The following is a 24,124-nucleotide window of genomic DNA, read 5'->3' on the forward strand; positions in this document are numbered from 1 at the left end:
CTGCGGGGCCGGGTGCGGGCCCTGGCCGACCAGCACCCGCTCTACCCCCACCTGTGACGGGTCACGACACCGTCGTCCGCACCGGACACGGCCCCACGACCACCGGTGCGCACGCACCGCACCTGGACGACCGGATCCAGCGCGGATCCTGACGCGCTCCGACCACACGATCAGGAGGACCCCCCATGCCGACCCAACCACGCGTCGTGCTCATCGGAGCGGGCATCGTCGGCTGCGCCCTGGCCGACGAGCTGACCGCACGCGGGTGGACCGACGTCACCGTGCTCGAACAGGGACCGCTGTTCGCCACCGGCGGCTCCAGCTCCCACGCGCCCGGACTGGTGTACCAGACCGTCGGGTGCAGGACCATGACGCAGCTCGCCGCGTACACCGTCGAGAAGTACACGGCGCTGACGCTCGACGACAAGTGGTGCTTCCAACAGCTCGGCGGCCTGGAGGTGGCCACCACCCCGGAGCGCTGGGCCGACCTCAAGCGCAGGCACGGCTGGGCGACGTCGTGGGGGGTGGAGAGCTACCTGCGCGACCCCGGCGAGTGCGCCGAGCTGCACCCGCTGCTCGACCCCGCCAAGGTCCTCGGCGGCTTCCACGTCCCCGGCGACGGCCTGGCCAAGCCGCTGCGCGCGGCCGAGGCCCAGGCCCGGCGGGCGGTGGACCGCGGCGCGCGCTTCCTCGCCCACCACAAGGTCACCGGCGTCGAACGCCACGGCGGGCGGGTCCGCGCCGTCGTCACCGAGCACGACACCTTCGCCGCCGACATCGTCGTCTCCTGCGTCGGCATGTGGGGCCCGCGGATCGGCCGCATGGTCGACCTGGACATCCCGCTGGTCCCGATGGCGCACCAGTACGCCAGGACCTCGCCCCTGCCGGTCCTCAAGGGCGTCAACGACGAGCTGCGCGAGATGTCCAAGCCGCTGCTGCGGCACCAGGAGGCCGGACTCTACTTCCGCGAGCACGTCGACCGCCTCGGTATCGGCGCCTACGGGCACCGTCCCATGCCGATCTCCGCGGACGACATCCTCGACCCCGGTGACGCGCCGACCATGCCCTCGGAGCTGCCGTTCACCCCGGACGACTTCGACCAGTCCTGGGCCGACTCCGTCGACCTGCTGCCGTGCCTGGCCGACGCCAAGGTTGACGAGGGGATCAACGGGCTGTTCTCCTTCACCCCGGACGGCAACCCCCTGCTCGGCGAGCACCCCGACCTGCGGGGCTTCTGGGTGGCCGAGGCGGTCTGGATCACGCACTCGGCGGGCGTGGCCAAGGCGATGGCGGAGTGGTTGGTCGACGGCCAGCCGACCGTCGACCTGCACGGCTGCGACCTCAACCGGTTCGAGGAGGTCGAGCGGGGCCCCGAGTACGTCCACCTGCGCAGCTGCCAGGCCTTCGCCGAGGTCTACGACCTGCTGCACCCGATGCAGCCCGCCGAACGCCCGCGCCCGCTGCGGACCAGCCCGTTCCACGAGCGGCAGGTCGAGCTCGGCGCGGTCTTCCTCGAAGGGGGCGGCTGGGAGCGGCCGCACTGGTACGAGGCCAACGCGAACCTGCCCGAGGTCGAGGAGATCCCCGAGCGGGGCGACTGGGCCGCGCGGTACTGGTCGCCGATCGCGGGCGCCGAGGCGCTGGTGGCGCGCAAGCGGGTGGCGATGTTCGACATGACCCCCCTGAAGCGGATCGAGGTCACCGGCCCCGAGGCGCTGACCTTCCTCCAGACGATGACGACCAACCAGCTCGACCGCAGGGTGGGATCGGTCGTCTACACCCTCATGCTCAACGAGGACGGCGGGATCCGCAGCGACCTCACCGTGGCCCGGCTCGCCGAGGACCGCTTCCAGGTGGGCGCCAACGGCCCGATCGACCTCGACTGGCTGCGCAGGCACCTCCCGCCGGGCGGACGCGTGCAGGTCCGCGACATCACCGCGGGCACCTGCTGCATCGGGCTGTGGGGGCCCGCCGCGCGCAGGCTCCTCCAACCGCTGACCCGGGAGGACTTCGCACACGAGGCGCTGGGCTACTTCAAGGCGAAGCGGGCCTTCGTCGGCGACGTCCCGGTGACCGCGATGCGCCTGTCCTACGTCGGCGAACTGGGCTGGGAGCTCTACACCACCGCCGACATGGGCCGCCGCCTGTGGGACACGCTCTGGGAGGCGGGCCGGGAGCACGGCGTCATCGCCGCGGGCCGCAGCGCCTTCACCAGCATGCGGCTGGAGAAGGGCTACCGGTCCTGGGGCGCGGACATGACCACCGAACACGACCCCTACGAGGCCGGACTCGGCTTCGCGGTGCGCATGAACAAGGGCTACTTCCACGGGAAGAACGCCCTGAAGGGCCGATCCGCGGACACCGTCACGCGCAGGCTCACCTGCCTGACCATCGACGACCCCCACCAGGTCGTCATGGGTTCCGAGCCGGTCCACGCCCAAGGCGCGCCGGTCGGCTACGTCACCAGTGCCGCGCGCGGCTACACCGTCGGCAGGAACATCGCCTACGCGTGGCTGCCCGCAAAGGTCTCCCGGCCCGGTACCCCCGTCGAGATCGAGTACTTCGGCGAGCGCGTCCCCGCGGTGGTCGCGGCCGAGCCGCTCTTCGACCCCGACATGACCCGCATCCGGTCGTGACCCGCATACGGAGCTCCCGACCAGCAGAAACAGTTCCCGAACGTTGTTGACCCCTCCTCGACCCCGGACGCCCCGTCGGCGACCGCGCGGCACGGAACGGAGACAGAAGTGACCGAGAACCTCGTGGCCCCCGCGGCCACCGGCGGCTCCGAGCTGCCCGAGAGCCTGATCCCGACCCTGCCCGGGTACACCTACACGGACCCGCGGGTCTTCACCCTGGAGCAGGAGAAGATCTTCGAGCGGATGTGGTTCTGCGCGGTCCGCGGCGCCGACCTGCGCAAGCCCGGTGACTTCCGCACCGTCCAGATCGGACGGGAGAGCGTGGTCGTCACCCGGTCCCGCGACGGCGCGCTGCGCGCCTTCCTCAACATCTGCCGGCACCGGGGCGCCAAGCTCTGCGTGGAGGAGTCGGGCAGCGTCAAACGGAACTTCCAGTGCCCCTACCACGCCTGGACCTACGGGCTCGACGGGAAGCTGGTCGCCGCCCCCAACCTGACCTCGATGCCGGACATCGACCGCACCGAGTACGGCCTCAAGCCGGTGCACCTGCGGGAGTGGCTCGGCTACGCGTGGCTGTGCCTGGCCCAGGACCCGCCCCCGTTCGCCGAGACGGTACAGCAGGACATCGTCGAGCGGCTGGGGTCGCTGGAGGCCATCGACAACTTCGAGATCGACGAGCTCGAACTCGGCCGGCGCATCACCTACGACGTCAGGGCCAACTGGAAGCTCATCATCGAGAACTTCATGGAGTGCTACCACTGCGCGACCATCCACCCCGAGCTCACCGAGGTGCTGCCCGAGTTCGCCGACGGCTACGCCGCCCAGTACTTCGTCGGCCACGGCGCGGCCTTCGGTGAGGACGTCTCCGGGTTCACCGTGGACGGCGGCGAGGGGTTCGACAGGTTGTCCGGCGTGGACGACGACCAGGACCGCAGGTACTACGCGATCACCGTCCGGCCGCAGGTCTTCGTCAACCTGGTCCCCGACCACGTGATCCTGCACCGGATGTTCCCCCTGTCCGCCGACCGCACCGTCGTGGAATGCGACTGGCTGTACAGCAAGGACGTCGTGGCCTCCGGCCGCGACGTCTCGCGCTCCGTCGAGTTGTTCCACCGGGTCAACCAGCAGGACTTCGACGCCTGTGAGCGCTGCCAGCCCGCGATGTCGTCGCGGGCCTACGCCGACGGCGGTGTCCTCGTCCCCTCCGAGCACCACATCGGCGAGTTTCATGAATGGGTGCAGAACGCACTCTCCCCCAACGAGGATGGTGACAATCAGCGATGATCACCGCCCCCAGGGTCTTCTGGCCCTCAGTGATTCTGGTGACCGCGTTCGTCGCGGTCACGGTGTTCCTCACCGACGCCGTGTCCGCGGCGGTCACCGCCGTGCAGGACACCGTGATCGGCACGTTCGGGTGGTACTACATCCTGATCGTGTGCGCGTTCGTGGTGTTCTCGATCCGCGTGGGCCTCGGCCGGTTCGGTGACATCAGGCTCGGGCCCGACGAGGAGGAACCCGAGTTCGGGCTCGGCACGTGGTTCTCGATGCTGTTCGCCGCGGGCATGGGCATCGGGCTGGTGTTCTGGGGTGTCGCGGAGCCGCTGAACCACTTCAGCAGCCCGAAACCGGGCGTCGGCGGCGCGGAGCAGGACGTCGCCCAGCAGGCGCTGGTGCAGACGTTCCTGCACTGGGGACTGCACCCGTGGGCGATCTACGTCGTCGTCGGCCTGGCCGTCGCGTACGCGATCCACCGCAAGGGGCGCCCGGTGTCGATCCGCTGGGCACTGGAGCCGGTGCTGGGCGAGGAGCGGGTGCAGGGCCGGGTCGGCGATCTGATCGACATCATCGCCGTCGTCGGGACCCTGTTCGGCGTGGCCACCTCGCTCGGCCTCGGCGTCCTGCAGATCGCCTCCGGGCTCGACGTCCTCGGTGTCGTCAACGACCCGGGCAACGGGACGAACATCATCCTGATCGGCGCGATCACGGCGCTGGCCGTCTTCTCGGTGACCACCGGCGTGAAGCGGGGGGTCAAGTGGCTCTCCCAGATCAACATGGGGCTCGCCGCCACGCTGATGATCATCGTCCTGGTCACGGGCCCGACGCTGTTCATCTTCCGGGAGTTCGTGCAGTCCATCGGGCTGTACTTCCAGAACCTGCTCCGGCTGAGCTTCGACACCACCGCGCTGGAGGGTGCGGACGGCGCCCGGTGGCAGGGCTGGTGGACGACCTTCTACTGGGGTTGGTGGATGTCCTGGGCGCCGTTCGTCGGCGTGTTCATCGCACGCATCTCGCGCGGTCGGACCGTGCGGGAGTTCGTCACCGGTGTCCTGCTGGTGCCGACCGCGGTCACCTTCCTGTGGCTCACCGTGTTCGGCGGCAGCGCCCTGTACCGCGAACTGTCCGGCCCCGGGGGAGGCGTCGCGGCGGACGGGTCCGTCGACACCGAGGCCGCTCTGTTCACCCTGCTCGGTGAGCTGCCGGGGGGAACCGTCCTGGTCGCGGGCGGGGTGATCCTCATCGTGCTGTTCTTCGTGACCTCGTCGGACTCCGGTTCGCTCGTGGTCGACATGCTGGCCTCCGGGGGCACCCCCGAGACACCGGTCTGGAGCCGGGTCTTCTGGGCGACCGCCGAGGGGCTGGTGGCCGTCGCACTGCTGCTCGCGGGTGGCCTCGGCGCCCTCCAGGTCGGCGCCATCCTCATCGCCCTGCCGTTCAGCGTCGTCATGCTGGTGATGTGCGTCGCGACCTGGAAGCAGCTCGGCGAGGAACGGAGTCACCAGATCCGGGTCCAGCGCAAGCTGGAGCGCGAGGAGCTCACCGAACAGGTCTCCCAGCATCTGCTGGAGGGCGACGAGTTCACCGAACAGGTCTCGCAGAACCTCCTTGAGGGCGACGAGTTCACCGAACAGGTCTCGCAGAGCCTGATCGAGGAGGGCTGGACCGAGCCGAACGGCGGGGAGCCCGCGCCCAACGGCCAGGCGACCTCGTACTCCGCGGATACCGACACCGTCAAGGACGGGGTCTGACACATGGCGAAGCGCGCCTGCGAACACGACATCGACGAGGACGCGCTGCGCGTCGGTGAGCCCGGCCACGCCGCGGCCGGGCTCACCGGTGTCCTCGTCTCGCTCCAGCGCAGCCGGGAGCAGATGGGGATCGGCCGGACCGTGCGCACGCTGCCGCTGATCAACCAGCGGGCGGGGTTCGACTGCCCCGGCTGCGCGTGGCCGGACCCGCGAGCGGCCGACGGTGACCGGCGCAAGCCCGCCGAGTTCTGCGAGAACGGGGCGAAGGCGGTGGCGGAGGAGGCCACGACCCGCCGGGTCGGTCCCGACTTCTTCGCCCGGTACTCCGTCGCCGAACTGGCCGAGCGCACCGACTACTGGCTCGGTCAGCGGGGGCGGCTGACACAGCCGATGATCCTGCGCCGCGGCGACGGCCACTACCGGCCGATCGGCTGGGACGCGGCGTTCGACGTCATCGCCCAGAACCTGGCCTCGCTCGGCTCCCCGGACGCGGCGGCGTTCTACACCTCGGGGCGGACCAGCAACGAGGCGGCGTTCGCGTACCAGCTGATGGTGCGGTGCTTCGGTACCAACAACCTGCCCGACTGCTCGAACATGTGCCACGAGTCGTCGGGGGTGGCGCTCAAGGACACGATCGGGATCGGTACCGGCTCGGTCTCCCTGTCCGACCTGGAACACGCGGACCTGGTGCTGGTGCTCGGCCAGAACCCGGGCACCAACCACCCGCGCATGCTGGGGTCGCTGGAGAGGGTGAAGCGCCGCGGCGGCCGGATCGTGGCGGTCAACCCGCTGCCGGAGGCCGGGCTGTTGCGGTTCGAGAACCCGCAGAAGCCGGGCGGGATCGTGGGCCGGGGCACCGCGCTGGCGGACGAGTTCGCGCAGATCCGCATCGGCGGCGACCTCGCGCTGCTGCGCGCCCTGACCGGGCTGCTGGTGCGGGCCGAGGACGCGGCGCCGGGCACGGTGCTGGACCGCGCGTTCATCGCGGCGCACACGCACGGCTTCGCGGACTTCGCCGACCGGGCACGGCACGTCGACTGGACCGCGACCGAACGCGCCACCGGGCTGGAGCGGCGGCAGGTCGAGCGGATCGCGCGCATGCTGATGGACTCCGAGCGCACCGTGGTGTGCTGGGCGATGGGCCTGACCCAGCAGAAGCAGGGGGTGGCCACCATCCGGGAGGCCGTCAACCTGATGCTGCTGCGGGGCATGATCGGCAAGCCGGGGGCCGGGGTGTGCCCGGTGCGCGGGCACTCCAACGTGCAGGGCGACCGGACCATGGGCATCCACGAGAGGATGCCCGAGTCGTTCCTGGGCGCGCTGGAACGCGAGTTCGGGGTCACGGTGCCGCGGGAACACGGCATGGACACCGTCGAGGCGCTGCACGGGATGCACGACGGGCGGGTCAGGGCGCTGTTCGCGATGGGCGGGAACTTCGCCGCCGCCACCCCGGACACCGAGGCCACCGAGCGGGCGCTGCGCGGCTGCGCGCTGACGGTGCACGTGTCGACCAAGCTCAACCGCTCGCACGTCGTTCCGGGGGAGACCGCCCTGATCCTGCCGACCCTCGGCCGCACCGAGCGGGACGTCCAGGGGGCGGGGGAGCAGTTCGTCACCGTCGAGGACTCGATGTCGGTGGTGCACGCCTCCCGGGGCAGGCTCCGCCCCGCGGGCGGGCACCGGCTGTCCGAGGTGGCGATCGTCAGCCGTCTGGCCCGCAGGCTGCTCGGCGCGGACCACCCGGTGCGGTGGGAGGAGTTCGAGCGCGACTACGACGTCGTCCGCGACCACATCGCGCGGGTGGTGCCGGGCTGCGAGGACTACAACCGGCGGGTGCGGGAGCCGGACGGGTTCGTGATGCCGCATCCGCCCCGCGACTCCCGCACCTTCCCCACGGAGACCGGGCGGGCGAACTTCACGGTCAACGTCCCCGAACCGGTCGAGGTCCCCGAGGGCAGGCTGCTCCTGCAGACGCTGCGCAGCCACGACCAGTACAACACCACGGTCTACGGTCTGTCCGACCGCTACCGGGGCATCGAGGACGCGCGCCGCGTGGTGCTGGTCAACGACGGCGACATCGCCGCGCTCGGCTTCGCCGACGGGGACCTGGTCGACCTGGTCTCGGAGTGGCCCGGTCCGCACGGCAGGGTCGAGGAGCGCCGCGCCCGCAGGTTCCGGATCGTGTCCTATCCGACGGCCCTCGGGTGCGCCGCCGCCTACTACCCCGAGGCGAATGCGCTGGTGCCGCTGGGCGCGGTGGCGGACCGGTCCAACACACCGGTGTCGAAGGCGGTCGTGGTGCGGCTGGAGGACCACGCCGGTGCCGACGACCGGACCGTGTTCCCCGGCGAAGCGGAGGACCAGGGAGGAGACGGCTTCAGATCAGGGCGCGGATGGCCTCCTCGAACCCGGTGACGTGCTTGAGCGCGAGCTCACCGGCCCGCTCGGCGTCGCCGTCGATGATGGCGCCCAGCAGCGGGACGTGCTCGTCCACGTGGCCGGTCACGCCGGACAGCCGGGGGATGAAGACGCACCAGATCCTGGTGGCCAGGCTGTCGTAGGCGATCAGCGTGTCCTGGAGGAAGGGGTTGTAGGCGCACCGGTAGATCGCCCGGTGCACGGCGACGTCGGTGCGGAGCAGGTCGGCGGTGTCGTCCCCGCGGTCGCTCTCCAGGCGGGACCGCAGCTCGGTGAGTTCGGTGCGGTCGGCGGGCGTGGCGCGCTCGGCCGCCGCCGAGGCGGCGAGCGGTTCCAGGGTGCGCCGCACCTCCGAGATGTGCGCCAGGTCGGAGATCTGCACGTCGGTGGCGAAGGTGCCGCGGCGCGGGTAGGCGACGACCATGCGGTCCCGCTCCAGGCGCTTCAACGCCTCGCGGATCGGTGTGCGGCCCATGCCGAGTTCGGTGCTGAGCCGGTCCTCGTTGATCGGGTCGCCCGGCTGGATCTCCAGCATCACCAGACGGTCGCGGATCGCGACGTAGGCCTGTTCGGCGAGTGAGGCTCCCGGCGATTGGTTGTTGACCTGAGTTCCCATGTGACCTACAGTACTACGAAGATTGATATATCAGTAGTTGATCAGACAGCGTCCCCACGTCCGCTGGAGGCACCGCGATGACCGACCCCGCGTCCCCCGCCCAGCCGCCCGGCGCGCACCTGCCCGACCACCCCGACTTCCTCTGGGACGACCTGGGCCCCAGGGCCTTCTACGACGTCGTGATCGTCGGCGGCGGCGGCCACGGCCTGGCCACCGCGTACTACCTCGCCAAGGTGCACGGCATCACGAACGTGGCGGTGCTGGAGAAGGGCTGGCTGGCGGGCGGCAACATGGCCCGCAACACCACGATCATCCGCTCCAACTACCTGTGGGACGAGAGCTCGGGCATCTACGAGCACTCCCTGAAGCTCTGGGAGGGCCTGGAGGAGGACCTGGGCTACCCGATCCTGTTCGACCAGCGCGGCGTGCTCAACCTCGCGCACAGCCTCCAGGACGTGCGCGACAGCGTGCGGCGGGTCAACGCCAACCGGCTCAACGGCGTCGACGCCGAGTGGCTCGACCCGCAGGGCGTCAAGGAGGTCTGCCCGATCGTCAACATCTCGCAGGACGTGCGCTACCCCGTCATGGGGGCGACCTACCAGCCGCGCGCCGGGATCGCCAAACACGACTACGTGGCCTGGGGCTACGCGCGCGCCGCGCACGAGATGGGCGTCGACCTCATCCAGAACTGCGAGGTCACCGGGATCGAGACGGTCGGCGGCCGGGTCACCGCGGTGGAGACCACCCGCGGCCGCATCGCCGCGGGCCGCGTCGGACTCTGCGCGGCGGGCCACAGCTCGGTCCTCGCGGCGATGGCCGGCATCCGGCTCCCGCTCGCCTCGCACCCCCTCCAGGCGCTGGTCTCGGAACTGCTCGAACCCGTGCACCCCACCGTGGTGATGTCCAACGCGGTGCACGTCTACGTGTCCCAGGCGCACAAGGGCGAACTGGTGATGGGCGCCGGAATCGACAGCTACAACGGCTACGGCCAGCGGGGGTCGTTCCACATCATCGAACGGCAGATGTCCGCCGCGCTGGAGCTGTTCCCGGTCTTCGCCCGGGCGCACCTGCTGCGGACCTGGGCGGGCATCGTCGACGTGAGCCCGGACGCCTCCCCGATCGTCGGCCTCACCCCGGTCGGGGGCCTCTACCTCAACTGCGGCTGGGGCACCGGCGGGTTCAAGGCCACCCCCGGCGTCGGCGACTGCTTCGCGCACACCATCGCCCACGACAAACCGCACGCGTTCAACGAGCCGTTCACCCTCGAACGGTTCACCACCGGCGCCCTCGTCGACGAGCACGGCGCCGCCGCCGTCGCGCACTGAGGAACAAGGAGCCAGGCATGCAACTCATCCCCTGCCCGTGGTGCGGGCCGCGCGAGGAAACCGAGTTCCACTACGGCGGCCAGGCGCACGTGGCCTATCCGCGGGACCCTGCCGCGCTGACCGACCAGGCGTGGGCGCGGTACGTGTTCTTCCGCGACAACCCGAGCGGCCCGTTCGCCGAGCGCTGGAGCCACAGCGCGGGCTGCCGCCGGTGGTTCAACGCCGTCCGCGACACCAGGACCCACGACCTGCTGGCCGTCTACCGCGTCGGCGAGCCGACGCCCGAGATCGGCGAAAGGGACGGGGTGGTCTCGTGAGCGCGACCTTCCGCCTGCCCACCGGCGGCCTCATCGACAGGGACACCACCCTGCGGTTCACCTTCGACGGCCGGTCGATGACTGGGCACCCCGGGGACACCCTGGCCTCCGCGCTGCTGGCCAACGGCGTGCACGCGATCGGCACCAGCGTCAGGTACGGGAGGCCGCGCGGCATCGTGGCGGCGGGTTCGCAGGACCCGACGTCGCTGGTGCAGATCGAGCGGCCGTTCCCGGAGCCGATGCTGACCGCGACCACCGTCGAGCTGTACGACGGACTCGTGGCGCACGGCCTGCCCGGACAGGGCAGGCTGGCCGCCGAGCCCGACCCCGCCCGCTACGACGCCAAGCACGTGCACTGCGACGTCCTGGTCGTCGGCGCGGGCCCCGCGGGCCTGGCGGCCGCGCTCACCGCGGCCCGCGGCGGTGCCCGGGTCGTCGTGGTCGACGAGCAGAACCGGGCCGGGGGTGCGCTGCTCGGCACCAGGGAGTACCTCGGCGAGCGGCTGTCGCAGGAGTGGGCCGCCGACATCGCGGCGGAGCTGCGGGCCACCCCCGGCGTGCTGGTCCTCGACCGCACCACGGCGTTCGGCCTCTACCAGGACGGGTTCGTCCTCGCCCTCCAGCGCCGCACCGACCACCTCGGCTTCGACGCGCCCGCCGACAAGGCCCGCCAGCGCGTCTGGCGGATCAGGGCCGGGCGGACCGTGCTCGCCACCGGCGCCCACGAGCGCCCCGTCGTCTTCGCCGACAACGACCGGCCCGGGATCATGCTCGCCGGTTCGGCGCGCACCTTCCTCCACCGCTACGGCGTCCTGCCCGGCACGCGGGCGGTCGTCTTCACCACCGACGACAGCGCCTACCGCGCGGCGGTCGACCTCGCCAGGGCCGGGGTGGACGTGGCGATGGTCGTCGACGCCAGACCCGCCGCGCCCGGCGTCCTGGCCGCGCGGTGCTCCGCCCGCGGGATCGAGGTGCGCTCCGGTCACGTCGTCACCGGCACCGGGGGCGGGCCCCGGATCACCGACGCCCGCATCGCCCCGCTGCCCGGCACCGACGGGACCCCCGAGACCGTCGACTGCGACACCCTGTTGGTCTCCGGCGGCTGGAACCCCGTCGTGCACCTGTTCAGCCAGGCGCGCGGCACCCTCCGCTACGACTCCGGGCTCGGCGCCTTCGTGCCCGGCGAGGAGCTGGCCACGGTCTCGGTCGCGGGGTCGGCGACGGGTGCGCCGGACCTCGCCTCGTGCCTTCGGCAGGGCCGCGCCGCCGGACACGCGGCCGCGCTCGCGGCGGGGTTCACTCCGGTGGACGAGGTCGAGCTTCCGGTGTCGGGCGAGCGGACCGACGAGCGGCCCGGCATGGTGATGTGGCGTGTCCCGGGCGAGCCCCGCAAGGGCGCCCCGGACACCCGCTTCGTCGACCTCCAGCGCGACGCCACGGTGTCCGACGTGCTGCGCGCCACCGGGGCGGGGCTGCGCTCGCTGGAGCACGTCAAGCGGTACACGACCATCGGCACCGCCCACGACCAGGGCAAGACGTCCGGGATGATCACCGCGGGGCTGGTCGCCGAGGAGCTGGGGGTCGAGCTCTCCGAGCAGCGGCCCACCACGTTCCGGCCGCCGTACACCCCGGTGTCCTTCGCCGCGCTGGCCGGACGGGACCGGGGGGAGCTGCACGACCCGGTGCGCGTGAGCCCGATCCATCCCTGGCACGTCGCGCGGGGAGCACCGTTCGAGGACGTGGGCCAGTGGAAGCGGCCCTGGTACTTCCCCCTGCCGGGCGAGGACATGGACACCGCCGTCCTGCGGGAGTGCCGCGCGGCACGCGGGGGCGTCGCCCTCATGGACGGCTCGACCCTGGGCAAGATCGACCTCCAGGGGCGGGACGTCGGCTGGTTCCTCGACATGCTCTACACGAACAAGATGAGCAGCCTGAAGGTCGGCAGGATCCGCTACGGGGTGATGTGCGGCGTCGACGGCATGGTCATCGACGACGGAACCGTCATCCGGCTGGCGCGGGACCGGTTCCTGGTGACCACGACGACCGGCAACGCCGCGATGGTCCTGGACTGGATGGAGGAGTGGCTCCAGACCGAGTGGCCGCACCTGGACGTGTACGCCACCTCGGTCACCGAACACTGGGCCACGATCCCGCTGGTGGGGCCGCGGTCGCGGGACGTACTCGCCGAACTCGCCCCCGACCTGGACGTGGGCAACGAGGCCTTCGGGTTCATGGAGTGGCGGGACACCGTGCTCGACGTCGGAGCGGGCGTCCCCGCGCGGGTCTGCCGGATCAGCTTCTCCGGCGAGCTGGCCTACGAGGTCAACGTGACCGCCTGGCACGGCCCCGCCGTCTGGGAGGCGCTCATGGCGGCGGGCGAGCGGTACGGGATCACGCCGTACGGCACCGAGACCATGCACGTGCTGCGCGCCGAGAAGGGCTACCCGATCGTCGGCCAGGAGACCGACGCCACGGTCACCCCCCAGGACCTGGGGATGTCGTGGGCGGTGTCGAGGAAGAAGGCCGACTTCGTCGGCAAACGGTCCTTCGCCAGGGCGGAGAACAACCGTCCGGACCGCAAGCAGCTCGTCGGACTGCTGCCGGTCGACCCGGAGATCCGGCTGCCGGAGGGCGCGCAGGTCGTGGGCACCGACCGCCTGCCCGACCCCCCGGTCCCGATGCTCGGCCACGTCACCTCCAGCTACCGCAGCGCCGCACTGGACCGGACGTTCGCGCTCGCGGTCGTGCGCTCCGGCCGCGAACGGGTGGGGGAGACGCTCTACGTCCCCGTCGGGGACGACCTCGTGCCGGTCACCGTGACCGAGTCCGTGCTCTACGACAGGGAAGGAGCCCGCCGTGACGGCTGACACCAGCTCCCGGACCAGCCCGCTGGCCGCCTGGACGGACCGCCTCGCCGACCTCGCACCCGTGCTGACCGCGGTGGAGCGGCCGTTCCTGACCCAGCTCACGGTGCGGGCACCGGACCCGGGCGCCGTCGCCGCGCTGGGCGCGGCGCTGGGCGTCGCGTTCCCGGCCGACCCGTGCACGTTCACCCGGGGCGACGGCCCCTTCGGCGAGGTGGAGGTGCTGTGGCTGGGGCCGGACGAGTTCCTCGTGGTGGCCCGGCCGGAGCCGCGGGCTCGGGTCGAGGACGTGCTGCGCGCCGCCCTCGGGTCCGCGCGGGGAGCGGTCGTGGACACCTCGGCCCAGCGCACGACGGTCGCGTTGTCGGGACCGCACGTGCGGGACGTCCTCGCCCACGGCTGCGCCCTCGACCTGCACCCCTCGGCGGCGCCGACCGGCACCTGCGTGCAGACGCTGCTGGCCAGGGCCGGGGTCGTCCTCCAGGTCGCCGACGCCGAGGCCGGCGCGTTCACGGTGCTGGTGCGGTCCTCGTTCGCCGGGTACCTGGCCGCGTGGCTGAGTGACGCCTGCGTCGAGTATCTGGCGGGAGCGTCATGAGCCTGAGCGTGTTCGACCTGTTCAAGGTCGGCATCGGACCGTCGAGCTCGCACACCGTCGGTCCGATGCGCGCGGCGGGCACGTTCGCGCGGGCCCTGCGGGACGAGCGCCTCCTGGCGCGGGTGGCGTCGGTGCGCGTGGAACTGTTCGGATCGCTCGGCGCGACCGGCCACGGGCACGGCAGCGTCGGGGCCGTGGTGCTCGGGCTCGCGGGCCACGCCCCCGACACGGTCGACCCCGCCGCCGCCCAGCCCGTGGCGGACGACGTGGCGGCGACCGGGAAGCTGGAGCTGGCGGGCGGCCGCGTGATCGGCTTCTCGGTCGACGACGACGTCGTGCTGCACCGGAACAGGCGGCTCGACTTCCACAGCAACGGCATGGTGTTCCGCGCGTTCGACCGCGCCGGGGCCCCGGTCGCGGAGCGGACGTACTACTCGGTCGGCGGAGGCTTCGTCGTGGACGAGGACACCGCCGGGGCGACGGTCCCCGTCGAGGCCCCGACCCCCGTGGAGTACCCGTTCTCCACCGCCGGAGAACTGCTGGCCCACAGCGCCCGCACCGGGCTGTCCCCCAGTTCGCTGATGCTGGCCAACGAGGCGGCCCGCCGACCGGAGCGCGACACCCGTGACGGGCTGCTGGAGATCTGGTCCGTGATGCGGGAGTGCGTCGAACGCGGCTCCACGACCCGGGGCGTGCTGCCCGGCGGGCTCAGGGTCCGCCGGCGCGCCGCCGCACTGCGGGAGGGGCTGGAGGGCGCGGCCGAGTCCGAGGATCCGCTGCGCGCCATGGAGTGGGTCACGATGTTCGCCCTGGCGGTCAACGAGGAGAACGCGGCGGGCGGGCGGATCGTGACCGCGCCGACCAACGGCGCCGCCGGGATCATCCCGGCGGTCCTGCACTACTACGACCGCTTCGTGCCCGGCGCCGACGAGGACGGGATCGTGCGGTTCCTGCTCGCCGCGGGCGCGGTCGGCATGCTCTTCAAGCGCAACGCCTCGATCTCCGGCGCGGAGGTCGGCTGCCAGGGCGAGGTCGGCTCCGCCTGCTCCATGGCCGCCGCCGGTCTGGCCGAGGTGCTGGGCGGCACCGCCGCCCAGGTGGAGAACGCCGCGGAGATCGGCATCGAGCACAACCTCGGCCTCACCTGCGACCCGGTGGGCGGCCTGGTGCAGATCCCCTGTATCGAGCGCAACGCGATCGCCGCCGTCAAGGCGATCACCGCGGCGCGGATGTCGGTGCGCGGCGACGGAGCGCACCACGTGAGCCTGGACAAGGCGATCAGGACCATGCGGGAGACCGGAGCCGACATGAAGGACAAGTACAAGGAGACCGCCCGCGGCGGGCTCGCGCTCAACGTCGTCGAGTGCTGACCGGCGCCGTCGGCGCCGATGCGCCGAGAATCCACACCCCCTTCACGCTGAGGAGCACATCGTGGCGCGCACCTTCGTCCTCACCCTCCGCTGCCCGGAACGGACCGGCATCGTCCACGCGGTGACCGGGTTCCTGGTCGACCGGGACTGCGACATCATCGAGCACCAGCAGTTCGACGACGACATCCGCGGACAGCTGTTCCTGCGGACGTCGTTCTCGTGCTCGGAGCCGGACGCGGACGTCGACGACCTGCGCGGCGCGTTCGTTCCCGTGGCGCGGGAGTTCGCCATGGAGTTCCAGCTGTGGGACGAGCGTTCGCCCCGCGTCCTGGTGATGGTGTCCAAGACCGCCCACTGCCTCAACGACCTGCTGTTCCGCTGGCGTGCGGGCAACCTCGGCGGGGAACTCGCCGGGGTGGTGTCCAACCACGGCGACCTGCGGCCGATGGCCGAGGCGGCCGGTCTGGACTTCGTCCACGTACCGGTGACCGCCGAGACCAAGGCCGCCGCCGAGGCGCGCCTGCTGGAGCTCGTCGACGAGTACGACGCCGACCTCGTGGTGCTCGCCAGGTACATGCAGGTGCTCTCCGACGACCTGTGCGCCAAGCTCGAAGGGCGGGTGATCAACATCCACCACTCGTTCCTGCCGGGTTTCAAGGGCGCCAAGCCCTACCACCGGGCCTACGAGCGCGGCGTGAAGTACGTCGGGGCGACCGCGCACTACGTGACGGCCGACCTCGACGAGGGCCCGATCATCGAGCAGGAGGTGCTGCGGGTGGACCACTCCCACGGCCCCCGCGCGCTGGCGACGGTGGGCCGCGACGCCGAGGCGCAAGCACTGTCCCGGGCGGTGCGCTGGCACTGCGAGCACCGCGTGCTGCCCAACGGCCGCGGCACCGTCGTCTTCCGCTGACTCCCCGGAGCTGTCCCGCCCCGACCCCAAGGACGGACGTCGTGACGCACGGCCAGACCATCGGCGACCTCCCGGGCGGGCGCGCGGCATCAGCGCGGGGCCGCCTCAGAACGTGCGCCGGTCGCGTCGCAGGGGATGGTCGTCCGGGATCTGGACCAGGACGATCCGCACACCGTCGGGGTCGGCGATCCACGCCTCCCACAGTCCCCAGGCCTCCAGCCTCACCTCGCGCAGTCCCTCCGCACCGGCCTCCGCCAGCCGCGCGTACTCGGCCCGGACGTCACGCACCTGCAACCAGAGGGACAGCGGCGGCGCCGCGAAGGGCGCGGAGTTCCCGGAGACCTCCAGCAGCCCGTTGCCGAGGAAGAAGACCGTTCCGGGCCGCTCGGGATCGCCGAACTCGCGGTGCACCGCCAGCCCCAGTACGTCACGGTAGAAGTCGCGGCTCCGGATGAGATCGGTGGGGCGCAGCAGGATGCGGCTGCTCAGAACGTCCATGCCCCCATCCTCCCAGCCGACCGGGGAGGCCGCCGGGGTCACGCCTGCGGCCGTGCCCGGCCGGCGCGGCTCCGGGCCGTGATCCGGTGGCGCTGGACGGCGATCCAGGCGGCCGCGACCAGGACCGGCAGCGCGTTCAGGAACACGCCGAGGAACGAGAACCCCTCGCCCGGGTCGTGCAGGAGGTCGACGTTGAGCTGTTGGCGGAGCCCCAGCAGCACGAAGAGCGCGCCGCCCACGACCCACAGCGTCGTCGTGTGGGTGATGTACACGTTGATCCACCGGCCCGTCGCGAACCCGAACAGGATCCGCAGGACGGTCAGGACGGCCCCCGCCACGAGGGGGATCCCGACCGGGTTGTAGGTCCACGACAGGGCCGGGTCGCCCGTCATCGCCAGCCACACCGACCGGGTGCCCCCGCAGAGCGGATCCATGATCCCGAGGAAGTGGAGCGGGCCGTGGATGCTGACCGGGGGCAGTCCGAACACCGCCATCGCCGCGCCGAGGGCGAGCCCCGTCAGCGCCAGCCAGAACATCCACCGGTGCTGGTCGCGGTCCTCGATCCGTACCGTGATCGGTTTCGCCCACCGGGGCATCGCGTCGCTCCTGTCCGTGTCGTCTCGGGTGTCGTCGGCTCCGGGGCCGGGCCCGGCCCCGGCGGTCAGCCGTGGACCAGGCAGCAGTCCACCGTCGCCGTGAGGAGGCCGGGCAGCGCCGCGGCGGCGAACGGCACCGCGAGCGCCGCCCCCACCGCGACGGCGGCCACGATCAGTCCGCCGCGCCCCAGCGGAGGCTGTTCGGCCAGCAGCCGCCGCACCCGGTGGCCGCTCCCCGAACCGCTGGCGGCCAGCGCGGCACCGGGCACTCCGGACGCCGCCGGCCCGGCCGCGCCGTCCCGGTCGCCCCGGGCCAGGGCCAGCAGCGCCCCGGCGACGGTGAGCCGGTCCGTGGCGGAGGCGGCGGCGTCGTCGGCGGCCAGTTCGGCGAGCCTGGCGACCTCGGCGCGGGCGTCGGCGAAGGCCGGGACGAACGGGAAGGCCCGCTCCGTCCCGCGCGCCCACCCGACCAGCAGGTGGTGGCGCCCCCGCAGGTGTTCGCGCTCGTGCGCCAGGACCGCGGCCAGCCCCGGCCCGTCCAGGGCGGCCAGCGCCGCGCTGGTGAGCACCACGCGGCCGCCGCGTCCGGGCAGGCAGTAGGCGGCGCACACGTCGTGGTCGACCACGGTCGCGCCCAGTCGCGCGTCCCCGGTTCCGACCACGGCCAGGGCCGTGAGGTGGCGGCGGCGGTCGAGGGCCGCACGCACCCCCTCGGCGCCGATCCCGTACCCGGTCCGCAGTACGACCACCGCCGACACGGTGAGCCCGGCGGTGGTCGTGAGCGCGCCGCCCGGTGTGGCGTAGGCCTGGCGGAGCATCGCCGCGCAGGAGTGCAGCATCTGGGTCAGGTCACCGGACACGGGGGCGACGGGCAGGGCGAGGGTGATCCCGGCCAGGACCGCCGAGACCAGGACGGAGACGGTCAGGACCTGCCAGGCCAGCAGCCCCAGGCGCGGCGCCCGGTCCACCCAGGCGGCGCGGCGCAGGAGCGGCGCGGCCACAAGGAGGCCTCCGGCCGTGTGGGCGGCCAGGAGCAGCGCCGCGCTCACGCGTGCCTCCCCTCGGGGTGCCCGGAGGGGCGTCCCGCCTGTCGGGCCCGGGCGGCCGCCAGGCGTGCGGACAGCTCGGAGATCTCCTCCGCGTCCATGCCGTCGACGAACCGGGCCAGGGCCGCCGACCGGTCGGGGCTCTCGTCCAGCGCGTCACGCATCAGGCGGGCGACGTAGTCCTCGCGGCTGGCCGTGGCCCAGTACAGGTAGGCGCGTCCGTCCATCCGGCGGTCCAGCCAACCCTTCCCGTGCAGGATGTTCATCACCGTCTGCACGGTGGTGAAGGCCGGTACCGGATCACGGTCGAGCCGTTCCAGGACCGCGCGCACGGTCAGGGGGCCTCCGGCGCCCCACACCGCGTCCATGATCGCGGCCTCCAGGTCTCCGAACCGCTGCACGACTGCCTCTCCTCCCGCTTCACCGCCCCTGGCCGGGGCATCCGCAGCGTACCCGGCGCACACCCGCCGAACGCCCCGTGCACCGGTCAGCCCGACGCGGCCCGACCCCGGTCCACCAGGGCCTCCCACGTCCGGCCGCCGTCCCCGCTGCGGTGGATGCCCGCTCCGAAGGTGCCCGCCCAGACCTCGTCCGGGTCCTCGGGGGAGATCGCCAGGTGGCCGACCGCGTCCTCCTCCAGCAGCCAGCCGAGTTCCGACCACTCCGCTCCCGCGTCGGTGCTCTCCATGAGCCCGTCGGTGACGCTGTAGGCCAGGACGCGGGCGGGGTCGGAGGGGTCCAGGTGCACCGCGCTCACCGGTCCCCCCTCCAGGACCGGGTCCCAGGTCCCACCGCCGTCGGTGCTGCGCAGCAGCCCGGCCTGGGTGCCCGCCCAGACCTCGTCCGGATCCTCGGGGTGGGCGGCCAGGGCGGTCGCGCCCTCGGCCTCGGCCAGGTCCGGTGCGTCCACCACGTCCCAGGTGAAGCCCTCGTCGGTGCTGCGGTACAGCCCCATGGACCAGCCGTAGACGGAGCCGCCCCCGGCGCCGACGGTCATCGTGTGGAAGTCCACCTCGCCTTCCAGGGCGCGGGTCTGCCAGGTGCGGCCGCCGTCCTCGCTGACCATGAAGCCGAGCGGGTTGACCAGGTCGCTGCCGGGTGCCGGGTGCCCGCTGGAGAACATCAGCCCCTCCACCGCCGGGTGCGGGGTGAACCCCATGAAGTCGTGCGGGTCCTCGCTGACCGTCTGCCACCCGCCGTCGGGGGTGGACGCGACGAGGCCGTCGTGGGTGGCCACGAACGGGCCGTCGGTCGCCCACGCGGGGAGGGCGACGCCGTGGATGTGGGTGAAGCCCTCCACCGCCGAGCCGGTGCCGTGTCCGCCGTCGCCCTCGCGGGAGGCGACCGACCATCCGATGACCGCCACGGCCGCGACCGCGGCCGTGGCGGCGGTTCCGGCCAACACGAGGCGGCGTGTCCTGCGCTGTCGACGCTGCCGCTGCTGTTCCTCGCGGCGGCGCTCGGCGGTCTCCCTGCGCCTTCGGGACCGCTCCGCCCCCCTGCCGTCTGCCATCGGTGATCCCGTCTGTCCGGGTGCGGGTGACCGGCGTGCGCCGCGCGGCCCCGCACATTCCGACCTATGTGACTAAGTTGCTTAGGTCTAATGTCGGGAGACACGCTACCTCCCCTCCGGGGCCGCTCGCGAGCGGCCCCGGAGAAGGCCGACGGCGACCGGGGGAACTCCTCCGGTGAGGGGGACGGGCGCGGGGTCAGGCCTCGGCGACCTCCGGCAGGGTGCCGGCGACCAGGTCCACCGCCTCCCGGGGGTCGGCGAACCCGCGGCCGTACACGTAGACCGCGGTGAACCCGGTCGCGCGCAGGTCGAGCAGGCTCCTGACCAGTTCGTCGGTGGTGGTGCCCGGGGTGAGGGGCAGGATCGACGTCTTCTCGACCTCCTCGGGGTCACGCCCCACGTCCTCGCAGTGCCGCCGGAGCACGTCCAGTTTGCGCCCGGCCTCGGGCCCGCCGAAGATGTTGCAGGCGTCCGCGTACCTGGCGACCAGGCGCAGGGTCCGGCGCTCACCCGACCCGCCGATCATCAGGTACGGGTGCGGTCGGCTGAGCGGGCCGGGTGAGTTGAGCGGCCGTTCGAGCCGGTAGTGCTCTCCCTCGAACGGCCGCTCGTCGCCGCTCCACATCCGGAGCAGGACGCGCAGGGTCTCCTCCAGCATGTCGAACCGCTGGCCGGTGGGCGGGAACGGCAGCCCCAGCCCGCGGGCCTCGTCCGCGAACCACCCCGCGCCGATACCGAGCCCGGCCCGGCCGCCGGAGAGTACGTCCAGCGTGGTGACCTGCTTGGCCAGGACACCGGGCTCGTGGTAGACGGCGCCGGTGACCAGCGTGTGCAGCTTCACCCGCGCGGTGTGGGCGGCGAGGAAGCCCAGAGTGGTGTAGGCCTCCAGCATCGCGTCCTCGCGTGGCCCCAGACCGTGGCCGATCTGCCAGAAGTGGTCCATGACCGTGACCCGGGCGATCCCCGAGTCCTCGGCGTCGCCGACGGTCCGCGCGAGGGTGCGGCCCAGTTCGGGGGTGCCGCCCGCCCATGTGAAGTCCGCGACGTGCAGACCGAGTTCCATCCGTGTCTCCCGTTCTTGCGCGTGGTCCCCGACCCCCGTCGGGGAGCGCGCGGTCGGCCCCGTCCGCTCCCGATCCTCCCGTCGCCCCGCGGCCGTCCGCTGCCGGACGGCTGTCGACCCCGTGCCGGCTCAGCCGGTCGGGTCGGAGGCGGAGGCGCCGAACCCGACGTCCTCCCGTCCCACCAGACGCAGGCTGCGGCGCCACAGTTCCGCCCGGACCGCGGGATCCGAGGCCTGGCCGTCGACGGGGCCCTCACGCAGACGGTCGTAGAACCGGTCGGTCACCCCGGCCAACGCGGGGTCGGTGACCAGGCGGTACGTCGCGTTCAGGCCCTCCTCCAGAGTGTCGACCGGGGTGATGCCGTGCAACGTGACGATCTTGGTCGGCATGAAGGTGGCCGGGTGGAGGCTGGTGAAGGTGACCTCCTCGGCGGGGACCCGTGCGGAGAACCCGGTGGCCGACATGATCTGCGCGAGCTTGCTCCGACGGTAGGCGTCCACCCCGTCGTAGTCGCGCTCGAACATGAGGTCGTCCAGGTCGACGGGGGCCTGGCCCAGGGAGGAGACGTTGACCACGCGTGCGGGGGCCGAGGCGCGCAGCAGGGGCAGCAGGTCGAGGGTGAGCAGGAAGCCGGCCAGGTAGTTCACGGTCAGGCGCAGTTCGTACCCGTCGGCACCGACCCGGCGCTCCCGTCCGTCGGGTTCGCCGAACCCGATACCCGCGTTGCTGACCAGGACGTCGAGGCGGTCGGTGCGCGTGGGCACCTCGGCGGCCATCCGAGCCACCTGGGCGAGGTCGGAGAAGTCGGCGACCAGTGTCTCCGGGGTCGGCGCGCCCTCCTTCCCGACCTCCGCGGCCAGGGCGGCGAGCTTGGCGGGGTCGCGACCGTGGAGCAGCAGCCGCGCCCGGTCCCGGGCCAGGCGCAGGGCCAGTGCGCGGCCGAGACCGTCGGTCGATCCGGTGATGAGGATGGTGGTCATGGAGTCCGTTCCGGCTCGTGGTGCGTACGCGGTGCGGGGTGCGGTCCCGTGGGCGGGAGCACCCGCCCTCCCGGACCGCGGGCGACGGAGCGTGGCCGGAGGGTGACCCGTCGGGGCCGCGCGCCGCCGGTAGACCGAGGTTAGTGCCGAGGGGCGCACGCGTACGTGGGCCTGTTGTGCCTACGATCCCGAGGGTTCTGGTTTCGGTGGTACCGGTTGCGCGTCACCGTTGTCACACGGCGGTACGACAGGGCACACGGGCGCGGATCGTGACGGTCGCGGCGACGCTGCCCCTCGTCGACACCGAGCCGGAGCGCAGGGACCCCGGCCGGTCCGACCGGATGCGGGACCTGGCGGTGAGCGCCCGTTCCACGGGGCCGTGGGGCCGCCGCCCGGCGAGCCGCCACCCCAGCGCACCGCCGACCAGGCACAGCAGTCCCACACCCCGCAGACCTACCACCACGAACCACGTGGGGCGTGTCTCGGCCAGGGGCCCGCCGAGACGCTCAGGCCCACCCCGCCGCCCAGGGACCGGTAGAAGTGCAGCGCGGCGAGGGAGAACACCCAGGCGCCCGCGACACGCCCCCACCACCGCCGCGCCGTTTCGTCCCGCACATCCTCGTCCACGGTCACGAGCATGCCACCGCCGCGGCGCACCGTCGCGCGCGACCGGTGCGGCCGAACACGCCGACCGGTGGTCAGCGGTCGCCCGTCGTCCGGGCGCGCTCGGCGGGAACGCCGCGGACCCCGCCGGGTTCCCCCCGCCCGTCTCGCCGCAAGCGCGGCCCCACCCTCGCCTCCGGGACGCGGTCCGCGTGCCCGGCGTGCTCCAGGTGGCCCGCGCGGTCCCGCGCGACCTGGGCGAGCGGGAAGCCGAAGACGCCGTCGGGGTCGTAGCGGACGCGGATCTCCTCCAGACGGGCGTGGTGGTCGCCGTGGTAGGCCCGCTGCCAGTCGTCCCGGTCCGCCTCGGGGTGGTTCGGGTGCGCGGTGCCCGACGCCAGCGGTCGCAGCACCCTGTGCAGGGACTCCTGGGACGCCGTGCACGTGTCGGTCCCTCCGCTGGCGGGACGGAACTCGGAGAGGACACCGAAGAGCGCCCCGTGGTGCGGGAGCGCCGCCGACTCCGCCGTCGACCGGTCGTAGGCCCCGCCCATGGCCTCCAGGGTCAGGCGGCGCCGCTCCCCGACGCGGGGGTCCCGCTCCAGTGCTGTGGTGACCGTCTCCAGGGCGGTCGCGTCGAGCGGACGTTCGAAGAACTCGTGCCGCCGCAGGACGGTGCCGCGGACGTGTGTGTCGTCTCCTCCCCGGACAGGGGCTCCGGGGACGGTGTTCGCGCGGGTGGTGCCCGTCCGGACCTGCGGGGCCCGGCCCACCGCCGCCACGAGGTCGTCCACCAGGTGCTCCAGCCCGGGAGGATCGCCCAGCCAGGAGCCGCCCACGGTCACCGGGGGCAGAGCGGTGTCCGGGGCACCCGCGCGGATCGTGGCCGTCGTGGAGAGTTCGTCCGGGGCGTGCGGTCCCCAGGACTGCCAGGCGGCCAGGACCCGGGCGCGGCAGTCGGCGGGCCAGCCGAGCAGGAAGTCGGTGACCGGCCGGGCGGGCCGGGTCCGGAAGGTCAGCCCGGTGACCACCCCGTAGGCGGTGTGGCCCGCCCCGCGCAGGGCCCAGAACAGGTCGGGGTGGTGGTCGGCGTCGCAGTCGACCACCTGGCCGCCGCCGAGGACGACGCGGGCGCCGGTCAGGCTGTCGAGGGTGAACCCGTGCCTGCGTCCGGTCGGTCCGGTGCCTCCGCCCAGGGTGTGCCCCGCCACGCCGACCGATCCGCACCTGCCGGCGGGCACGGTGCGGCCGCGGGCGTCGAGGGCCGCGGTGAACGCCTCGGTGAGCGTACCCCCGGCGCACCAGGCGGTGCCGCCGTCGACGACGGCGGCGCTCAGCGGGGACAGGTCGATGACCAGGCCGGGGCCGGTCGAGGAGCCCAGGGGGCAGTGGCCGCCCGACCGGACGTGGGCGCGGATGCCCCAGCGGCGGGCGAAGTCCACGGCGTGGACGACGTCGGCCTCGTGGGCGCACCGCACCACCGCGCGCGGGGTGGCGGTGTCGAAGCGCGGGTCCGCGGTGCGGCGCGCGGTGTGGTACTCGTTCTGGTCGGGCAGGATGAGTTCGCCCGCCAGGGAGCGTCCCAACCGGTGCCAGACGCGGTGCGGCGCGCGCAGGCCCGAGCCGCTGACCACGTCCCGCGGGGCCCGGGGTGCTCCGTCTGTGCCCGTGCTGTCCCAACTCACCCGATCACCTCGTTCGTGTGTGGAAGCGTCCACCGGGGATCCGGCCCGCACACGCC

Annotated in this window: 21 protein-coding genes; 10 read left to right on the forward strand and 11 right to left on the reverse strand. The window is 72.9% G+C overall.

Annotated features, from left to right (window positions below; genetic code table 11):
* The first annotated feature begins 185 nt into the window (after positions 1 to 185).
* The 4 genes from ACTVAJ_RS21565 to ACTVAJ_RS21580 all read left to right on the forward strand — a co-directional run bounded on the left by ACTVAJ_RS21565 (position 186) and on the right by ACTVAJ_RS21580 (position 8,077).
* Positions 186 to 2,636, forward strand: a complete 2,451-nt coding sequence (locus tag ACTVAJ_RS21565; protein WP_470390031.1) for a GcvT family protein — start codon at positions 186 to 188, stop codon at positions 2,634 to 2,636.
* A gap of 108 nt (positions 2,637 to 2,744) precedes the next feature.
* Complete coding sequence (locus ACTVAJ_RS21570; RefSeq protein ID WP_470390032.1) at positions 2,745 to 3,920, forward strand: aromatic ring-hydroxylating oxygenase subunit alpha; 1,176 nt, start codon at positions 2,745 to 2,747, stop codon at positions 3,918 to 3,920.
* A complete protein-coding gene (locus ACTVAJ_RS21575) occupies positions 3,917 to 5,662 on the forward strand; it encodes a BCCT family transporter (protein ID WP_470390033.1) in 1,746 nt (581 codons plus the stop codon). Before ACTVAJ_RS21570 ends, ACTVAJ_RS21575 begins: the two co-directional genes overlap by 4 nt.
* A gap of 3 nt (positions 5,663 to 5,665) precedes the next feature.
* A complete protein-coding gene (locus ACTVAJ_RS21580) occupies positions 5,666 to 8,077 on the forward strand; it encodes an FdhF/YdeP family oxidoreductase (RefSeq protein ID WP_470390034.1) in 2,412 nt (803 codons plus the stop codon).
* Here the strand turns inward: ACTVAJ_RS21580 and ACTVAJ_RS21585 are convergent.
* Positions 8,040 to 8,696, reverse strand: a complete 657-nt coding sequence (locus ACTVAJ_RS21585; RefSeq protein ID WP_470390035.1) for a GntR family transcriptional regulator — start codon at positions 8,694 to 8,696, stop codon at positions 8,040 to 8,042. The two genes, ACTVAJ_RS21580 and ACTVAJ_RS21585, sit on opposite strands and share 38 nt — an antisense overlap.
* A 77-nt stretch (positions 8,697 to 8,773) precedes the next feature.
* Between ACTVAJ_RS21585 and ACTVAJ_RS21590 the strand changes: the two genes are divergently transcribed.
* The 6 genes from ACTVAJ_RS21590 (at position 8,774) to purU (ending at position 16,083) form a co-directional block, all read left to right on the forward strand.
* Entirely contained in the window at positions 8,774 to 10,021 is a 1,248-nt protein-coding gene (locus ACTVAJ_RS21590; protein ID WP_470390036.1) for a sarcosine oxidase subunit beta family protein, read from the forward strand.
* A gap of 17 nt (positions 10,022 to 10,038) precedes the next feature.
* Positions 10,039 to 10,338 (forward strand): sarcosine oxidase subunit delta, encoded by a 300-nt coding sequence (locus ACTVAJ_RS21595; RefSeq protein WP_470390037.1) that lies wholly within the window; start codon positions 10,039 to 10,041, stop codon positions 10,336 to 10,338.
* The gene (locus tag ACTVAJ_RS21600) at positions 10,335 to 13,205 is read left to right on the forward strand and encodes a 2Fe-2S iron-sulfur cluster-binding protein (RefSeq protein ID WP_470390038.1); all 2,871 of its coding nucleotides are present in this window, start codon (positions 10,335 to 10,337) and stop codon (positions 13,203 to 13,205) included. The genes ACTVAJ_RS21595 and ACTVAJ_RS21600 overlap by 4 nt, the downstream gene beginning before the upstream one ends.
* Positions 13,195 to 13,800, forward strand: a complete 606-nt coding sequence (locus ACTVAJ_RS21605) for a sarcosine oxidase subunit gamma (RefSeq protein ID WP_470390039.1) — start codon at positions 13,195 to 13,197, stop codon at positions 13,798 to 13,800. Before ACTVAJ_RS21600 ends, ACTVAJ_RS21605 begins: the two co-directional genes overlap by 11 nt.
* Positions 13,797 to 15,170 (forward strand): L-serine ammonia-lyase, encoded by a 1,374-nt coding sequence (locus tag ACTVAJ_RS21610; protein ID WP_470390040.1) that lies wholly within the window; start codon positions 13,797 to 13,799, stop codon positions 15,168 to 15,170. The genes ACTVAJ_RS21605 and ACTVAJ_RS21610 overlap by 4 nt, the downstream gene beginning before the upstream one ends.
* 61 nt (positions 15,171 to 15,231) lie before the next feature.
* Positions 15,232 to 16,083, forward strand: a complete 852-nt coding sequence (purU, locus tag ACTVAJ_RS21615; protein ID WP_470390041.1) for a formyltetrahydrofolate deformylase — start codon at positions 15,232 to 15,234, stop codon at positions 16,081 to 16,083.
* A gap of 105 nt (positions 16,084 to 16,188) precedes the next feature.
* Here the strand turns inward: purU and ACTVAJ_RS21620 are convergent, their stop codons facing one another.
* The 10 genes from ACTVAJ_RS21620 to ACTVAJ_RS21665 form a co-directional block, all read right to left on the reverse strand.
* The gene (locus ACTVAJ_RS21620) at positions 16,189 to 16,581 is read right to left on the reverse strand and encodes a VOC family protein (RefSeq protein WP_470390042.1); all 393 of its coding nucleotides are present in this window, start codon (positions 16,579 to 16,581) and stop codon (positions 16,189 to 16,191) included.
* Positions 16,582 to 16,619: 38 nt separating this feature from the next.
* Positions 16,620 to 17,177: a DUF2752 domain-containing protein gene (locus ACTVAJ_RS21625; RefSeq protein WP_470390043.1), complete on the reverse strand. Its 558-nt coding sequence runs from the start codon at positions 17,175 to 17,177 to the stop codon at positions 16,620 to 16,622.
* 65 nt (positions 17,178 to 17,242) lie between these two features.
* Entirely contained in the window at positions 17,243 to 18,226 is a 984-nt protein-coding gene (locus ACTVAJ_RS21630) for a M56 family metallopeptidase (RefSeq protein ID WP_470390044.1), read from the reverse strand.
* Positions 18,223 to 18,624 carry a BlaI/MecI/CopY family transcriptional regulator gene (locus ACTVAJ_RS21635; protein ID WP_470390045.1) on the reverse strand — a complete coding sequence of 134 codons (402 nt, stop codon included), beginning with the start codon at positions 18,622 to 18,624 and terminating at the stop codon, positions 18,223 to 18,225. Before ACTVAJ_RS21635 ends, ACTVAJ_RS21630 begins: the two co-directional genes overlap by 4 nt.
* Positions 18,625 to 18,710: 86 nt before the next feature.
* Entirely contained in the window at positions 18,711 to 19,736 is a 1,026-nt protein-coding gene (locus ACTVAJ_RS21640; RefSeq protein WP_470390046.1) for a F510_1955 family glycosylhydrolase, read from the reverse strand.
* 196 nt (positions 19,737 to 19,932) lie between these two features.
* Positions 19,933 to 20,799, reverse strand: a complete 867-nt coding sequence (locus ACTVAJ_RS21645; RefSeq protein ID WP_470390047.1) for an LLM class F420-dependent oxidoreductase — start codon at positions 20,797 to 20,799, stop codon at positions 19,933 to 19,935.
* Positions 20,800 to 20,928: 129 nt separating this feature from the next.
* Positions 20,929 to 21,780 (reverse strand): SDR family NAD(P)-dependent oxidoreductase, encoded by an 852-nt coding sequence (locus ACTVAJ_RS21650; RefSeq protein WP_470390048.1) that lies wholly within the window; start codon positions 21,778 to 21,780, stop codon positions 20,929 to 20,931.
* Between the two features lie 232 nt (positions 21,781 to 22,012).
* Entirely contained in the window at positions 22,013 to 22,222 is a 210-nt protein-coding gene (locus tag ACTVAJ_RS21655; RefSeq protein ID WP_470390049.1) for a hypothetical protein, read from the reverse strand.
* An 11-nt stretch (positions 22,223 to 22,233) separates the two neighbouring features.
* Positions 22,234 to 22,407 carry a hypothetical protein gene (locus ACTVAJ_RS21660; RefSeq protein ID WP_470390050.1) on the reverse strand — a complete coding sequence of 58 codons (174 nt, stop codon included), beginning with the start codon at positions 22,405 to 22,407 and terminating at the stop codon, positions 22,234 to 22,236.
* Positions 22,408 to 22,478: 71 nt separating this feature from the next.
* On the reverse strand, positions 22,479 to 24,068 hold the full coding sequence (locus ACTVAJ_RS21665) for an FAD-binding oxidoreductase (RefSeq protein WP_470390051.1): 1,590 nt from the start codon (positions 24,066 to 24,068) through the stop codon (positions 22,479 to 22,481).
* Positions 24,069 to 24,124: the final 56 nt, after the last annotated feature.

The organism is Nocardiopsis sp. KDC1DS13DA1 (genome assembly GCF_055632325.1).

Bases quoted from the DNA above. Each gene is read 5' to 3' on its own strand.
- ACTVAJ_RS21640 (WP_470390046.1), bottom strand. From the start codon at position 19,736: ATGGCAGACGGCAGGGGGGCGGAGCGGTCCCGAAGGCGCAGGGAGACC.
- ACTVAJ_RS21595 (WP_470390037.1), top strand. From the start codon at position 10,039: ATGCAACTCATCCCCTGCCCGTGGTGCGGGCCGCGCGAGGAAACCGAG.
- ACTVAJ_RS21575 (WP_470390033.1), top strand. From the start codon at position 3,917: ATGATCACCGCCCCCAGGGTCTTCTGGCCCTCAGTGATTCTGGTGACC.
- ACTVAJ_RS21645 (WP_470390047.1), bottom strand. From the start codon at position 20,799: ATGGAACTCGGTCTGCACGTCGCGGACTTCACATGGGCGGGCGGCACC.
- ACTVAJ_RS21565 (WP_470390031.1), top strand. From the start codon at position 186: ATGCCGACCCAACCACGCGTCGTGCTCATCGGAGCGGGCATCGTCGGC.
- ACTVAJ_RS21585 (WP_470390035.1), bottom strand. From the start codon at position 8,696: ATGGGAACTCAGGTCAACAACCAATCGCCGGGAGCCTCACTCGCCGAA.
- ACTVAJ_RS21590 (WP_470390036.1), top strand. From the start codon at position 8,774: ATGACCGACCCCGCGTCCCCCGCCCAGCCGCCCGGCGCGCACCTGCCC.
- ACTVAJ_RS21650 (WP_470390048.1), bottom strand. From the start codon at position 21,780: ATGACCACCATCCTCATCACCGGATCGACCGACGGTCTCGGCCGCGCA.
- ACTVAJ_RS21610 (WP_470390040.1), top strand. From the start codon at position 13,797: ATGAGCCTGAGCGTGTTCGACCTGTTCAAGGTCGGCATCGGACCGTCG.
- ACTVAJ_RS21620 (WP_470390042.1), bottom strand. From the start codon at position 16,581: ATGGACGTTCTGAGCAGCCGCATCCTGCTGCGCCCCACCGATCTCATC.
- ACTVAJ_RS21580 (WP_470390034.1), top strand. From the start codon at position 5,666: ATGGCGAAGCGCGCCTGCGAACACGACATCGACGAGGACGCGCTGCGC.
- ACTVAJ_RS21625 (WP_470390043.1), bottom strand. From the start codon at position 17,177: ATGCCCCGGTGGGCGAAACCGATCACGGTACGGATCGAGGACCGCGAC.